The organism is Shinella sp. (genome assembly GCF_035998705.1).
In the GTDB taxonomy this organism is placed as follows: domain Bacteria; phylum Pseudomonadota; class Alphaproteobacteria; order Rhizobiales; family Rhizobiaceae; genus Shinella.
Genome location: NZ_DASYHH010000010.1, coordinates 64,033 through 78,987 on the forward strand (window position 1 = coordinate 64,033; position 14,955 = coordinate 78,987).

Genomic DNA, 14,955 nt, shown 5'->3' on the forward strand with positions numbered 1-14,955 from the left:
ATGAAGGCGATTGTTGTTTCCGATGCAAAGGCCCGGCTTGACGATGTGGTCCTGGCCGACCTGCCGGTCCCCGAGCCCGGACCCGGCCAGCTGCGCCTCAAGGTCATCGCCGTCTCGATCAACCCGGTCGACTGGAAGCTGGCGCTCGATCACAAGCCGGAATGGATCTATCCGCATGTGCTGGGGCTCGATGCCGCCGGCATCATTGACGCGGTCGGTCCCGGCGTTGAAGGCTGGAAAGTCGGCGAACGGGTGGTGGTGCACAACAACCTCTGGAAGTCCGGCGTTTTTGCCGAATATTGCCTGGCGCCGGCGCACGCGACATCGCGGCTGCCGGAGGGCATCAGCTTTACCGATGCGGCCGCGGTTCCCTGCGCCGGCTACACCGCCTATCAGGCGCTATTCCGCAAGGTGCGGATCGAGGCGGGGCAGACCGTTCTCATCCAGGGCGCCAATGGCGGCGTCGGCGGTTTTGCGACGCAGCTTGCCCACCAGGCGGGCGCGAAGGTGATTGCGCTCACGCGTACCGAGCACTTCGATGCCGTGCGCGCTTTCGGTGCCGGTGTCGTCTTCGATTACCGCGATCCGGACCTGCTGCAGAAGGTGAAGGCCGAGACGGAAGGCGGTTACGGCGTGGACGTCATGGTGGAAGTGGCCAACCCCGGCGATGCCCGCAAGTCGCTCGCCTTCGTGCATTATAACGGGCATCTCGTCTCGGTCGATCCGCTGCCTGTCATGACCGACGTGCCGTCCTATACCTATGCCGCCTCCATCCACGAGATCGGGCTCGGCGGCGCCTACAATGCCGGCCACGTGCCCACCCAGCGGGACTTCGCCCGTATGGGCGACGACCTGATGGCGCGTCTTGCCGCGGGCAAGCTCGATCCGATGGTGGAGGAGATCGTCACGCTCGAAGACATTCCGGACGCCTTGCAGCGCCTGCGTGCTCGCGCGGTGACGGGCAAGATCGTCGCCCGCGTCGCGCCGGATGCCTGATAAAACAACGGGAGGAACACCATGACCAGGAACACCCATTACATTGACGGCCGGTTTGTCGAGGACAGCGCCTCCGACCGCATCGCCGTCTACAACCCGGCGACCGAGGAGCAGATCGCGGACATCCCCGATGCTTCGGCCGAGACCGTCGACGCCGCCGTCGATGCGGCACGCAAGGCACAGCCCGCCTGGGCCGACCTGCCGCCAATTGAGCGCGCTGGTTTCGTCAAGGCAATCGCCGGCAAGATTCGCGATAAGGTCGATGTGCTGGCCGAGACGATCTCCCGCGAGCAGGGCAAGACGCTCGGCCTTGCGCGCGGCGAGGTGCTCGGCATGGCCGGGCTGATGGACTACATGGCCGAATGGGCGCGGCGCATCGAGGGCGAGATCATCGCCAGCGATCGCAAGGGCGAGACGATCTACCTGAACCGCGTGCCGATCGGCGTCGTCGCCGGCATCCTGCCCTGGAACTTCCCGTTCTACCTGATCGGCCGCAAGCTCGCGCCGGCGCTGGTGGCAGGCAACACGATCGTGGTGAAGCCGAGCGAGGAGACGCCGCTTAACGCCTTTCTTTTCGCGGAAATCGCGGATGAGGTGGGGCTGCCGAAGGGCGTATTCAACATGGTCTCGGGCCGCGGCCGCACGACCGGTGCCGCGCTTTCCGGCCATACGGGCATCGACCTCGTCAGCTTCACCGGCAGCGTGCCGACGGGCGTCGCCATCATGGAAACGGCGGCGAAGAACCTGACGCGGGTCAATCTGGAACTCGGCGGCAAGGCGCCGGCCATCGTGCTGAAGGATGCCGATCTCGACCTCGCGGTGGAGGCGATCACGGCCTCGCGCATCATCAATACCGGACAGGTCTGCAATTGCGCCGAACGCATCTTCGTCGAGCGCCAGGTGGCGGACGATTTTACCGAGCGCTTCATCAAGCGCATGGCCGCCGTCAGCTATGGCGATCCGCTGACGGAACGCGATGTCGACATGGGGCCGCTGGTCAATGCGGTGCAGCTTGGCAAGGTGGAAGCCATGGTCGATCGGGCGCGGGAGGCGGGCGCCACGGTGGCGCTTGGCGGACAGCGCGCCGATCGCAACCGCGGCCACCACTACGAGCCGACGGTGCTGACGGGCTGCACGCCGGACATGGAGATCATGCGCAAGGAGATTTTTGGCCCCGTTGCGCCGATCGCCGTCGTCAATGATGCCGACGAGGCGGTCTACCATGCCAACGACACCGAATACGGCCTGACATCGTCGCTCTACACGCAGGATCTCAACAGGGCGATGCAGGTCACGCGGCGCCTGCAATTCGGCGAGACCTATATCAACCGCGAGAACGGCGAGGCCTATCAGGGTTTCCACGCCGGCCGCAAGAAATCCGGCATCGGCGGGGCGGACGGCAAACACGGCTTCTATGAGTATATGGAGACGCAGGCCGTCTACATCCAGCACGGGTGAGGGCGGCCGCGAGGCACGGGCCGCGACCTGCGGCCGGAAAGGAACGGTATGTATCTTCAGAAATTCGATCTGTCCGGCCGTGTGGCGGTCGTCACCGGCGCCGGGCAGGGGATCGGGCTCGCCTGCGCCGAGGCGCTTTGCGAGGCGGGCGCGCATGTCGTCGTCACCGATATCAGCGCGGAGCGCAGCGAAGCCGGCCGTGCCGTGCTGGCCGCCAAGGGTTGTTCCGTCGAGGCCGACGTGATCGATATCGGCGACAGCGCGTCGGTCAATGCGGTGGCGGACCGGCTGGCGAGTGCCGGCCGGGCGGCGGATATTCTCGTCGCCAATGCCGGCATCGCCCAGGCGGGCGTGCCTGGGGAGGACCTGTCGGATGCCGACTGGGAGCGGATGATCAACATCAACCTCAACGGCGCCTTCCGCTCGTGCCGCGCCTTCGGAAAACACATGTTGGCGAAGGGCAAGGGATCGATCGTCACGATCGGCTCCATGTCCGGCACCATCGTCAACCGGCCGCAGCAGCAGGTCCATTACAATGCGGCCAAGGCCGGCGTGCACCACATGACCCGCTCGTTTGCCGCCGAATGGGCGACGCGCGGCGTGCGGGTCAATTCCGTGGCGCCGACCTATATCGACACGCCGCTCCTCACCTTCGCCAAGGAGGACAAGCCGATGTACGAGCGATGGCTGGACATGACGCCGATGCACCGGCTTGGACAACCGGACGAGATCGCCGCGATCGTGCTGTTTCTCGCCTCCGACGCCTCAGCCTGATGACCGGCTCCATCGTTACTGCCGACGCCGGTTATACCTGCTGGTAAGGCCGCGGCCCGCGTTGCGATCTCACAGCGCGGGCGCAAGACGTTGGCGACGCTTTCGCCCTTGAATCGTAATCCTGACATGCTATACGTACAACATGACAAATTAAGCCTTGATCGGGTGCTGCCTGCCGCTGCGCAGAGCTAACATGCAAAATTTGGCGCCTCGCGCTCAAAGGGAATTACGTAGCTCAACTACATTCTGGCGCGACCGATTGGTTGATTCCTGTCGGTCGCGACACTGTTTTCGTTCCAGTTTCTATGGGAAACGTGCAAAAGATCGTGATCATAATTGCAAAAAATGTAGTTGAATTACATTATGGCTTTGTCTAGCATCCGATTAACGTGAGGGGTGGGAGCGCCGATCGGCGCCCATCGCGCACGTTGGAGGAGATTTTTTCGACAGGGAGGGAGCTATGTTCAAGACGCTCGCAAAAGCATCATTGTTTGCTGCAGCCGCGACTGTTGCACTCTGGCCGGCATTGAATGCCGCGCCGGCGGTGGCGCAGGAAGGCGACAATATCGACATCACGATCGGCTGGGTGCCGCCGGACATTACCGGCGTCTTCAAGACCGCGACGAACTTTTTCGAACTGGCCGCCGCGGACGCCAACAAGAATGGCTTCAACGTCACGGTCCTGACCAAGTCGCCGACCAGTCCCACGGCGTTCGCCGAGCAGGTCAGCATCATCGAGGACATGATCCAGCGCAAGGTCGACCTGATCGCCGTGTCGCCGGCCGAGGTCGCGACCGTCAAGCCGGCGCTCGTGCGCGCCACCGAAGCCGGCATTCCGGTCATCATCGTCAACCTGCTGGAACCGATCGACGGCGTGAACGTCTCGTCCTATATCGGCTTCGACAACACGCAAGGTGCCGAAGTCAGCGCCTATTCCGTCGTCGATTATTTCGGCGGTCCGGGTGTGCTGGGTGCCGGTGACAAGGTCACGGTCGAGCCCGGCGCCTATCTCGACCTGAAGTTCTGGCAGGATCTCGCCGCAAAACTTTCCGATGAGGACAAGGCGAAGATCAAGGCGCGCGGCGCCATCATCGAAGGCGTTGCCGGCGGCTTCTATTCGACGGCCCGCCTCAACGGCTTCCGCAAGGTACTCGAACAGTTCCCGGGCATCGAGATCGTCGGCGGCACCTGCGCCGGCGACTGGAACCGCGAGAAGGGCACGCGGTGCGCCGAGGACATCCTTCAGGCCAACCCGGAAAACCTCGACTTCATCTGGGCGGCATCGAACGAAATGGGCCTCGGCGCCATGCTCGTCGCCGGTTCCAGCGGTCGTCTCGAAACCGTTCAGGACGGCGCCAATATCGGCGACAACAAGGTGGCGGTCTTCACCAATGACGTGACGCCGGAATCGGTCGATCGCATTGCCGAAGGCAAGATGATTGCCGAAACGACCCACGGCTTTGCCGATTGGGGCTGGTTCGGCACCAAGTTCGCCGTCGAACTCGCCTGCGGCCTCGACGTGCCGAAAACCTTCGATATCCGCCCGCGCACCGTCTACGAGGCGAATGCGCGCAACTTCTATCCGGAGCCGAAGCTCGAAACGATCGACTGGAAGACCATCCGGACGAATTGCAAGAAAGCCAACTAAGGTTTCTCCCAGGACGCGGGGCGCGCATCTTCTCTTGAAGAGGTGCCCCGCGCCGCCGTTCGCCTGCAAGGCGGGGCCGGTGTCAGGAGATGAAGCGGCACGCTCGGTGCCGGTTGAATGGTAGTCGAGGCGTATGGACCAGCACGAAATCCTTCTGAAACTCGAGAATATCGAGAAGCGTTTTCCCGGCGTCGTGGCCTTGAAGTCGATCTCGCTCGACGTGCGCGCGGGCGAAGTCCAGGTGCTTCTCGGCGAAAACGGTGCGGGCAAGTCGACGCTGATGAAGATCCTCGCGGGCGAACACGCGCCAACCGCCGGAGATATCGAGATTGGCGGGAAGCGGGTTTCGGCGCTGACGCCGACGCTCGCCACGGAACTCGGCATCGGCCTTGTGCACCAGGAGCTGAGCCTCATCCCGGCGCTAACCGTCACGGAAAACATCTTTCTCGGCCGCTTGCCGCGCAATGCTTTCGGCAAGATAAGCTGGAGCAAGGCGCATGAGGCCGCGCGGCACGCGCTGGAGGCACTCGGCGTCGCCATCGACCCGACGGCCGAGGTGCGCAGGCTGGAAGTGGCCGAACAGCAATTGATCGAGATCACCCGCGTGCTGGCGCGGGGTCCGCGCATCCTGCTGCTCGACGAGCCCACCTCGGCGCTGTCGGACAGCGAGCGCAGCCGTCTTTTCGATGTCATCCGCCGCCTCAAGCAGCGCGGCCACGGCATCATCTATATTTCGCACCATCTGTCGGAAATCCCGATGATCGCCGATCGCGTGACGATCCTGCGCGACGGCGTCGTCGTCGACACGCTGCCCGCTGAACAGGCGGGTGAGGAGACGGTGATCGGCCTGATGGTCGGCCGCAGGCTGGAGGAGCAGTTTCCCAAGGAGGCGGTGGCGCTCGGTGCGCCGGTGCTCGCCGTCGAAAATCTTGCTTCCGGCGGCACGCTGAAGGACCTGTCCTTCTCGCTTCGCCGGGGCGAGATCCTCGGTATCTACGGCCTGATGGGCGCGGGGCAGGCGGAGATCGCCGGCGCGCTGTTCGGCTTGCAGACGGTCAAGGCCGGGTCGATCGAGGTCGCCGGAAAGCGCGCGGATTTCCGCCATTCGTCGGATGCGATCGCGGCGGGTCTCGGCCTGATTTCACGCGACCGCCGCCAAAGCCTTGTGCCCATGCAGCCGGTCGGCCCCAATCTCAGCCTGTCCTGGCTGGCCGGCAAGTCGCTGCTGTCGCGGCTCGATTTGGGGCGCGAGCGCGAAGAGGGCAAGCGCTACATTTCGGACCTGCGCATCCGGCCGGCCTCCACCACGCACAAGCTCTTCTTCTTCAGCGGCGGCAACCAGCAGAAGGTCATCCTGGCGCGCTGGATGTCGAGCGGTGCGCGGATCCTGATTTTCGACGAGCCGACGCGCGGCATCGATGTCGGCGCCAAGGCGGAGGTCTTTTCGGTGATGAGCCGGCTGGTGGCGGAAGGCGCGTCGATCCTGATGATCTCCTCGGAACTCAACGAGTTGATCGGCATGGCGGACCGCGTGCTGGTCATGCGGGGCGGACGCCTCTCGGCGGAGTTGCCGCGGGACGAGATTACGCAGCAGAACATGCTGCGCTATGCGAGCTAGGAAGTGGGAGACAGCATGAGTGCGGAAAAGAATTCGGACGCGCCGGTCGCGGGTGGCCGCGGGGCGAAGATCAAGGGGATCGTCTTCCAAGCCGGTCCGCTGATCGCGCTCGTCCTGCTGATGGCCTATCTCGCCTTCGCCACGTCCAATTTCCTGACCTTCGACAACCTCTCCAACGTGGCGCGCCAGTCCGCCTTCGTCGCCATCCTGGCGGTGGGGCAGACCTTCGTCATCCTGACCGGCGGCATCGACCTTTCGGTCGCGGCCATCGCGGCGCTGGCGGGATCGATTACGGCCGTCCTGCTCACGCAGTCGCTCGTGCTGTTCGGCGTCGATCTCGGCTTCGTGCCGCCGCCGGTGGCGATCCTGATCGGCCTTGCCGTCGGCGTCGTCGCGGGCGCGCTCAACGGCTGGCTGATCTCCACGTTCAAAATTCCGGATTTCATCGCGACGCTCGGCACGATGACCGCCTTCCGTGGTGCAGCACTGCTGGTGACGGATGGCATGCCGGTGCCCTCGTTCAATGCGACCCGGCAACTGCCGGAGACGCTGACCTGGGTCGGCGGCGGCCAGCTCTTCGGCGTGCCGGTGAGCGCGCTGATTGCGCTGCTCTGCGCGGTCGCCGGCTGGTACGTGCTGCGCTACACCGCGCTCGGCCGCGCCATCTATGCCGTCGGCGGCAACCGCGCGGCCGCCCATTCGTCCGGCATCAGCATCACCCGCACCAAGATTATGACCTATGCCATATCCGGCCTGTTGGCCGCGATTGCCGGCATCATCCTTGTCGGGCGGCTCAATTCCGGCAATGCGCTGATGGCGGAAGGGGAGGAACTGCGCTCCATCGCCTCCGTCGTCATCGGCGGTACCAATCTCTTCGGCGGCGAGGGCGGCGTCTGGGGATCGATCATCGGCGCGACCATCATCGGCGTGCTCGGCAACGGCCTCAACCTGCTCGATGTCAGCCCGTTCTGGCAGCGCATCGCGCAAGGCGTCGTCATCGTAGTCGTCGTCATCTTCGACCAGTGGCGCCGCCGCAGCATGACACGTGTTTGAGGGGGAGGACAGCATGAACAAGCTTGGGCTGCACGCCAATGTCTGGGTGCGCGACTGGAGCCGCGAGGACTGTGTTCTCGCGGTAAACAAGACCGCCGAACTCGGCTTCGACATCATCGAAATCTCGGCGCCCGACCCGAAGGCCATGGACATCGCCTTCACCGCAAAGGAGTTACAGAAGGCGGGCATCCGCGCCAACCTCTCGCTCGGCCTCGATGCCGCAAGCGATATATCGAGCGGTGATGCGGACCGGGTGAAGGCCGGCGAGACGCGACTGCGCGAAGTCATCGCCGCTGCCGCGGAACTCGGCTCGTCGCATGTCTGCGGCATCCTCTATTCCGCCTTCCAGAAATACAGCGAACCGCCGACCGCAGCCGGCATCGCCGGGGCTGTCGACGTGCTCACACGCATCGGCGAGGAAGCCGACCGCCACGGCATCACGCTCGGCCTCGAGGTCGTCAATCGCTACGAGACGAATGTGCTCAACACCGCCGGCCAGGGCGTCGAACTCTGCAAGCGTGTCGGCCTGCCCAACGTCAAGGTCCACCTCGATTCCTATCATATGAACATCGAGGAAGCGGACGTCGAAATGGCGATCGTCGATGCCGGCGAGCACCTCGGCTATTTTCATATCGGCGAATCGAACCGCGGTTATCTCGGTGCCGGCTCGGTGGATTTCGTTGCGATCTTCAACGGACTTGCCCGGATCGACTATACCGGCCCCATCGTCTTCGAATCCTTCTCCTCCACCGTCGTCGGCCAGCCGCTCTGCGGCATCCTCGGCATCTGGCGCAACCTGTGGACCGACGGCGAGGATCTGGCACGCCACGCGAAGGCGTTCATTCAGGCCCACCGGCAGTCGGCCGGCGAAGTCGGCAGGGACGCGAGGAGATCGGCCCTTCCATAAAGGTTGAGGGCATCGAACAAGCCAGGAACTCGTATGCCCTAAAATCGAAGCCGGCCTGCGGGCGCGCGGCGTCGGGCTGGATGTCTATGGGCAGGAACCGCTGCCGAAACAGGGACACCCGCTCAGTCCCTGGAGGGGTATCGGTCGAAATCCGGTCGCGCGACCCGCGCTTGCGCATACAGGATCATAAGGTCGTCTTCATTCGCGTACCCTTGCCCTTGCTCAATATAGTTGTATAACGCAACTATATTGAGCAAGGACTTCTGAAATGAACACCGACCCGCGTCTGGTTGAAGAGATACGCGCCGCCTCCCGGTCGATGGCGCGCGAATGGGGTTTTATGGGCGGCGATTTCGCGGGCACGGATCTGTCCCCGTCGGCTGTCCATGCCTTGATCGAGATCGAACAGGGAGGCATGACCGCGCGCGAGCTTGGGGTTCGCCTCCGCCTCGAGAAGTCGAGCGTCAGCCGGATGCTGCGCAAGCTGGTGGAAGCTGGCGATGTGAGCGAGGAGGCGGGGGAGGAGGATGGACGCGTCAAGAAGCTTTTGCTGACGCCCGCCGGCAAGCGGCGCGTGCAGGCGATCCATGCCTATGCGGGCGCGCAGGTTGCCAACGCGCTCCGCCACTTTAAGACAGGGCAGGAGCGCACGGTGCTGGATGGTCTTCGGCTCTACACGGCAGCGCTTGGCGCCGCGACCGGCGAAGGAATTGCCGCTCCCGCCATCGAGATCGTCAGGGGATACCAGACCGGCCTCATCGCCCGCATCACGCAAATGCACGCGCTTTATTATGCAAAAACGTCCGGCTTCGGCCAAAAGTTCGAGAGCGTCGTAGCCGGCGGCCTGGCTGAATTCTGCAACCGTTTGGAAAATCCGCGCAACGCGATCTGGACGGCGATGCGCGGCGGCGAGATCATTGGCTCGGTTGCGATCGACGGCGAGGATATCGGCGACGCCATCGCGCACCTGCGATGGTTCATTGTCGATGATGGCGTGCGTGGCGGCGGCGTAGGCCGCAAGCTGCTTTCCGCCGCACTCGGCTTCGTGGATGCGCAGGGCTTCGCGCAAACGCACCTCTGGACGTTCAGCGGACTGCTCGCTGCCCGCCACCTGTACGAAACTTTTGGATTTTCATGCGTCGAAGAGCAGTCCGGTGCTCAATGGGGCAGGCAAGTCATGGAGCAACGCTTCGTGAGACCGTCGCCTTTAGCGGGCGCCTGACCCGAAGGAGTTTGCCGGCTCGCAACTCGGCATGCCGCCCCCTGGACCGAAAGACGCCAGATCGCGGGTCCAGGCGCAATCTTTCTTAATGCGATGAAACACCCGGGCCGTTCCGGATCGATAGCCTTTGACCCGGATCATGCCGGGGCGATGTGCCTTCGGATCAATCGGAAGGTGGTTTCATGCGTGAGAAATCCAGCTCACATTCTTCGCGCGCCGGTCTGGTGCTGGGCGTCCTGCTGCTGTCTTGCGCTTTCACGCCCACAGCCCAGGCGCAGGACCAGATGCCGGTGACGGTCGTCGTTGCCAGGCGGAGCACGGTGACCGAACAGGTTTCCGTCGTCGGCTCGGTGGTGTCTCGCGAGGAAGTGGAGGTGCATTCCTTCATCCAGGGGCAGGAGATATGGCAGATTCTCGGCGAGGTCGGGCAATATGTCGAAAAGGGTCAGCCGCTCGCCGTTCTCGATACGACCGATGCCCGGATGCGGCTCGACCGGAATGCGGTTAGCATGCTGCGTGCCAAGGCAGCCGTCGCCGTGGAGGTCGCCCGGGTGGAGGTGGCGCGGGTGACGGAAGCGGAAACCGCCAGCGTTTTCGAGCGCAGCCGCGTGCTGCATGCCAGAAACGTCATCTCGCAACAGGTGCTGGACCAGCACCGCAACGCCCATGAGCGGGCGGCGGCCGAACTGGGCCTGGCGCGGCAGTCTCTGGCCCTTGCGGAGGCGGAAGCCGCGCTGGTGACCCGCGAACGCGCAGAAATAGAACTGACGATCGAGCGCAGCACGCTGCGGGCTCCTATGGCCGGGCTCATTCTCAGCCGCACGGCGCGCCTCGGCGCGATGACGTCGGACGCCGCCACGCCGCTGTTTCTCATCGCGGAGGAGGGGAGCATGGAATTCGTCGCCTCGGTGGTGGAAACCAATTTCGTTCGCCTGCAAAACGGCATGCGCGCCGACGTGATGCTTCCCGGCCACGATGGTCCCGTTTCCGGCACGCTGAGGCTGAAGGCCGCGCAGCTCGATCCCGCGACCCGGAGCGGTCAGGTTTATATAGCCCTCGACAAACGGGATGGGCTCACGCCCGGCGTCTTCGCACATGGGCGCATCGATGTTTCCGAACGCCAAAACATTCTTCTTCCGGGCAGCGCGGTCAAAACCGTGCGCGGTGCGGACACGATCTTCGTCGTGACGGAAGGTGCCGTGGATGTCCGGCCCGTCACTGTCGGTGCCCGTCAGGGCGGTTTCGTCGAGATCACGCGCGGTGTCGATGACGGCGAAATGGTGGTGCTGAAAGCGGGCGGGTTCCTGAAGGCGCAGGACAGGGTGCAGGCGGTCGTCGCCACGCTGGATGTCGCTCCGGCGGACAGACTGGTGGCGGTCAACGACACAAGGGAGATCCGGTGATGAACGCCAACTTGTCCGCCTGGGCCATCCGAAACCCGCTGCCGTCGTTCCTGCTCTTCGTGGTTCTGACGGTTGCCGGGCTCTACAGTTTCTCCCGGTTGCCGGTCACCTATTTCCCGTCGATCGTCACCCCGCTCGTGCGCATCACCGTCGAGCAGTCGGGGGCCACCCCGGTCGAGCTCGAAACCGAAGTAACGCGGTCGATCGAGAACGCGGTCGCGTCCCTGCCTGCCGTCAAGGAACTGACGTCGACGATCGACCAGGGGCGCTCCGTGACCACCGTCGAGTTCGAGCTCGGCCTGGTCTCGCCCGACCGGGCGATGGACGATGTGCGCGATGCGGTGGCGCGCGTGCGGGGCGACCTGCCCGATGGCATCGATGAGCCGGTGATCGAACGGCTGGAAGAGGAAGCCCAGTCCGTCGTCACCTACGCCGTTGTCAGCCAGGACATGACGGCTGCGGACCTGTCGTGGTTCGTCGATGATGTGGTGGCGCGCGATCTCCAGGGGCTGCGCGGCGTCAGCCGCGTCGAGCGTATCGGAGGCGGCGAACGGGAGATCCGCGTCGAACTCGACGCCGACAAATTGCAGGCGCTGGCGCTCACCGCCGGCGCGGTCAATGAAACGATCCGGCAGAGCCAGCTCGAAAGATCGGGCGGGCGCCAGGAGATCAACGGCCGCGAACAGGTTTTGACGACCGCCGCCTCCGCGCAGACCGTTTCGAGCCTTGCCGAACGGCGCCTGGCGCTTGCCGGAGACAGTTCCGTGCGGCTCGCGGACATTGCGAGCGTTCGCGACAGCGTTGCCGAGCCGCGGTCCTTTGCGACGTTGAACGGCGAAGAGATCGTGAGCTTTGCCGTCTCGCGCTCGCAGGGTGCCAGCGAGGTGGGCGTTGCCGCGGCTGTCGCGGCCGCCGTCGCGGAACTGGCGGTGAGGAACCCGGGCGTCCAGTTCCTGCTGGTGGATGACAATGTCTCTTACACGACAGGCAATTATCGCTCGGCGATGAACGCCTTGCTGGAGGGGGCGGCGCTTTCCATCGTGGTGGTGTTCCTGTTCCTGCGCGACTGGCGGGCGACCATCGTTGCCGCCGTGGCGTTGCCGTTGTCGATCATCCCGACCTTCTTCGCGATCGACCTTCTCGGCTTTTCGCTCAACATCCTCAGCCTGCTGGCCATCACGCTGGTGACCGGAATCCTCGTCGACGATGCGATCGTCGAGATCGAAAATGTCGTCCGCCATCGCAACATGGGCAAGTCCGCCTACCGGGCGGCGCTCGACGCCTCCGACGAAATCGGGCTTGCCGTCATCGCGATCTCCGCGACCATCATCGCGGTCTTTGCGCCCGTCGGGCTGATGAGCGGCATCGTCGGCCTCTATTTCCGAGAATTCGGCCTGACGGTCGCCATCGCGGTGTTCTTCTCCCTGCTGGTCGCACGTTTGATAACACCCATCCTCGCCGCCTATTTCATGACCGGCCGTGCGCGGACGGAGGCGCGCGACGGCCGCGTGTTGCGAGCCTACCAGCGTCTGTTGAGGGTAAGCCTTCGCTGGCGATGGGCGACGATCGGCGGCGCTTTCGGCCTGTTCGCGCTCTCCGTCGTGTCGCTCGCATCGGTGCCGACGGCCTTCCTGCCGGAAGAAGACATGGGCCGGCTGACGCTCACCGTGGAACTGCCGCCGGGCGCGACGCTTGAAGAGACCCGTGCCGTCACGGATGAGATCGCGGCTCGCGCGGACGCGTTCCCGGAGGTCGAGGGCGTTTTCGCCCGCGCGGGGGTCAGCATGAACGGGCAGCACGATCTGCGCTATGCCGTGATCCTGATCGACCTCGTGCACAAGACGAAGCGGTCGCGTTCCTCCTTCGCCGTTGAGGCGGACATGGAAAGCAAGCTCGCCTCCATCGCCGACGTGCGCTTGCGGTTCCTCAACAATCGCGGCGGGCGCGACCTGTCCTTCGCGGTGCTGGGAAGCGATGGAGAGGTGGTGCAACAGGCGGCCGATGCCATCCTGAACGAGATGTCCGGCGATCCATCCTTCATCAAGCCGGCAAGCGACAACGTGGCCACACGCCCGGAATTGCGGATGTCCGTGTTGACCGACAAGGCGGCACTGCTCGGCGTGTCGCCCGCCGCGATTGCGGACACAATACGCCTCTCGACGATCGGCGATATCGACAGCAGGCTGGCGAGCTTCATCGACGGGGCCCGCCAGATTCCGATACGCGTCGTGCTCGCGCCGGACGCCCGCGGCCGGTTGCCGATCCTGCAAATGCTGTCCGTGCCGTCCGACAAGGGCAACCACATACCCTTGTCCGCCGTCGCGGACATCAGCTTCGACGAGACGGTCGCGGCGATCGATCGTTTCGATCGCCAGCGGCGGATCGAAATCGGCGTGGATCTTCAAGACGGCATGACATCGGGACAAGGCCTCGACCGGCTGATGCAGCTGGAGAGCGTGAAACGCCTTCCGGAAGGTGTCCGCCTCCAGGCGACCGGCGATTCCGATTCCGAGGGCGACGTCTTCGAGAGTTTCTTCGTGGCGATGGGATCGGGCGTCATGCTGGTTCTCATCGTGCTGATCCTGCTGTTCCGCAGCGTGCTGGCGCCATGGACCATCCTCGCCTCCCTTCCGCTGTCGATCGGCGGCGTGGCCGCGGGGCTTCTCCTCAGCGGCAATGCGATGTCGCTCCCCGTCGTCATCGGCATCCTGATGTTGATGGGCATCGTAACCAAGAACGCCATCATGCTGCTCGACTTCGCGATCGAGCGGGAAGCGCATGGGCTTTCCCGCACGGAGGCCATCGTCGAGGCCTGCCTGGAGCGGGTGCGCCCCATCGTCATGACGACACTCGCGATGGTGGGAGGCATGGCGCCGTCGGCCTTCGGACTGGGAGATGGTGGCGAGTTTCGCGCACCCATGGCGATCGCCGTCATCGGCGGGCTGCTGGTCTCCACGGTGCTGTCGCTGGTCGTGATCCCGTCGCTGCACCTGGTCATGTCCGGCCTGGGCGACCGCGTGAGCCGGATGTTCGGGCCGATGGTCCGTCCAGCCGCGATGTAATGCGTCGCAGTGCTTCTTAATACGGCGAAACAAATCTTTAAGCCGACGCCGTGCCGCCCGTGGGAAGGAATTCCATCGCCTTTCCTCCAAGCACGGACGTTGCAACATGAATTTCATCGTTTGCCGATCATGGAAACTGCACCCATACCCTGGCAAGGGGGAGGCTGCTCATGGCTGAGGTCCGGGCTCCCTTCCTGCAGCAATACCGCATCAATACGCTTCGCGTCTTCGCCGCCGTCGCGTTCGCACTGCTGGCCGTGACGTCGTCGCCTTCCGATCTTCCGGTCGTGAATTCGCTTCTCGAACTGACGGGTTTGCTGGCGATCTTCACGGCCATTGCCGGTCGCGTGTGGTCGCTGTTCTATATCGGCGGCCGCAAGAATGCCGAGCTTGTCACCGACGGCCCCTATTCGATCACCCGCAACCCGCTCTACCTGTTCAGCCTGATCGGGATTGCGGGGCTCGGGGCGCAGACCGGGAGCCTGTTGTCGATGGTCGCGATGACGGGCATCGCCTATTTCGCCTTCGACATGGCGATGCGGGGCGAGGAGGCCTTTCTCGCCGGCCGCTATGGCCAAAGCTTCGAGCACTATCGCCGGTTGACGCCAAGGCTTTTGCCGGATTTCGCGCTGTGGCGGGAAGCCGGTGATACACCACTGCGCTCCGTGAAAGCCGTCAGCGGTCTCAAGGACGGCGCCGTCTTCCTGGCCGCCTGGCTCGGCATCGAGCTCATCAAGATGGCGCAGGCGGCAGAATTGCTGCCGGTCTTCTGGACATTGCCGTTCTAGGTTTTTGTTTTTACCGCATTATCCGA

The 14,955-nt window shown here is 64.2% G+C and carries 10 protein-coding genes and 1 pseudogene; all 11 read left to right on the forward strand.

The genetic code is table 11. From position 1 onward, the window contains the following. Positions 1-996, forward strand: a complete 996-nt coding sequence (locus VGN93_RS08165; protein WP_327507057.1) for a zinc-binding dehydrogenase — start codon at positions 1-3, stop codon at positions 994-996. 21 nt (positions 997-1,017) lie between these two features. After that, a complete protein-coding gene (gene aldA / locus VGN93_RS08170; RefSeq protein ID WP_327507058.1) occupies positions 1,018-2,454 on the forward strand; it encodes an aldehyde dehydrogenase in 1,437 nt (478 codons plus the stop codon). 48 nt (positions 2,455-2,502) lie between these two features. Further along, positions 2,503-3,275, forward strand: a pseudogene (locus tag VGN93_RS08175) (SDR family NAD(P)-dependent oxidoreductase). A 413-nt stretch (positions 3,276-3,688) separates the two neighbouring features. Further along, entirely contained in the window at positions 3,689-4,876 is a 1,188-nt protein-coding gene (locus tag VGN93_RS08180) for a sugar ABC transporter substrate-binding protein (protein WP_327507059.1), read from the forward strand. Between the two features lie 133 nt (positions 4,877-5,009). Next, positions 5,010-6,494: a sugar ABC transporter ATP-binding protein gene (locus VGN93_RS08185; protein WP_327507060.1), complete on the forward strand. Its 1,485-nt coding sequence runs from the start codon at positions 5,010-5,012 to the stop codon at positions 6,492-6,494. A gap of 15 nt (positions 6,495-6,509) precedes the next feature. Beyond that, complete coding sequence (locus VGN93_RS08190) at positions 6,510-7,547, forward strand: ABC transporter permease (RefSeq protein WP_319314780.1); 1,038 nt, start codon at positions 6,510-6,512, stop codon at positions 7,545-7,547. 13 nt (positions 7,548-7,560) lie between these two features. Beyond that, complete coding sequence (locus VGN93_RS08195; protein WP_327507061.1) at positions 7,561-8,454, forward strand: sugar phosphate isomerase/epimerase; 894 nt, start codon at positions 7,561-7,563, stop codon at positions 8,452-8,454. A gap of 268 nt (positions 8,455-8,722) precedes the next feature. After that, complete coding sequence (locus VGN93_RS08200) at positions 8,723-9,676, forward strand: GNAT family N-acetyltransferase (RefSeq protein WP_327507062.1); 954 nt, start codon at positions 8,723-8,725, stop codon at positions 9,674-9,676. Between the two features lie 182 nt (positions 9,677-9,858). Next, positions 9,859-11,079: an efflux RND transporter periplasmic adaptor subunit gene (locus VGN93_RS08205; RefSeq protein ID WP_327507063.1), complete on the forward strand. Its 1,221-nt coding sequence runs from the start codon at positions 9,859-9,861 to the stop codon at positions 11,077-11,079. Beyond that, entirely contained in the window at positions 11,079-14,141 is a 3,063-nt protein-coding gene (locus VGN93_RS08210) for an efflux RND transporter permease subunit (RefSeq protein ID WP_327507064.1), read from the forward strand. Before VGN93_RS08205 ends, VGN93_RS08210 begins: the two co-directional genes overlap by 1 nt. 170 nt (positions 14,142-14,311) lie before the next feature. Then, complete coding sequence (locus VGN93_RS08215) at positions 14,312-14,929, forward strand: isoprenylcysteine carboxylmethyltransferase family protein (RefSeq protein ID WP_327507065.1); 618 nt, start codon at positions 14,312-14,314, stop codon at positions 14,927-14,929. The last annotated feature ends 26 nt before the right edge of the window (positions 14,930-14,955 follow it).

Bases quoted from the DNA above. Each gene is read 5' to 3' on its own strand.
- VGN93_RS08165 (WP_327507057.1), top strand. From the start codon at position 1: ATGAAGGCGATTGTTGTTTCCGATGCAAAGGCCCGGCTTGACGATGTG.
- aldA (WP_327507058.1), top strand. From the start codon at position 1,018: ATGACCAGGAACACCCATTACATTGACGGCCGGTTTGTCGAGGACAGC.
- VGN93_RS08180 (WP_327507059.1), top strand. From the start codon at position 3,689: ATGTTCAAGACGCTCGCAAAAGCATCATTGTTTGCTGCAGCCGCGACT.
- VGN93_RS08185 (WP_327507060.1), top strand. From the start codon at position 5,010: ATGGACCAGCACGAAATCCTTCTGAAACTCGAGAATATCGAGAAGCGT.
- VGN93_RS08190 (WP_319314780.1), top strand. From the start codon at position 6,510: ATGAGTGCGGAAAAGAATTCGGACGCGCCGGTCGCGGGTGGCCGCGGG.
- VGN93_RS08195 (WP_327507061.1), top strand. From the start codon at position 7,561: ATGAACAAGCTTGGGCTGCACGCCAATGTCTGGGTGCGCGACTGGAGC.
- VGN93_RS08200 (WP_327507062.1), top strand. From the start codon at position 8,723: ATGAACACCGACCCGCGTCTGGTTGAAGAGATACGCGCCGCCTCCCGG.
- VGN93_RS08205 (WP_327507063.1), top strand. From the start codon at position 9,859: ATGCGTGAGAAATCCAGCTCACATTCTTCGCGCGCCGGTCTGGTGCTG.
- VGN93_RS08210 (WP_327507064.1), top strand. From the start codon at position 11,079: ATGAACGCCAACTTGTCCGCCTGGGCCATCCGAAACCCGCTGCCGTCG.
- VGN93_RS08215 (WP_327507065.1), top strand. From the start codon at position 14,312: ATGGCTGAGGTCCGGGCTCCCTTCCTGCAGCAATACCGCATCAATACG.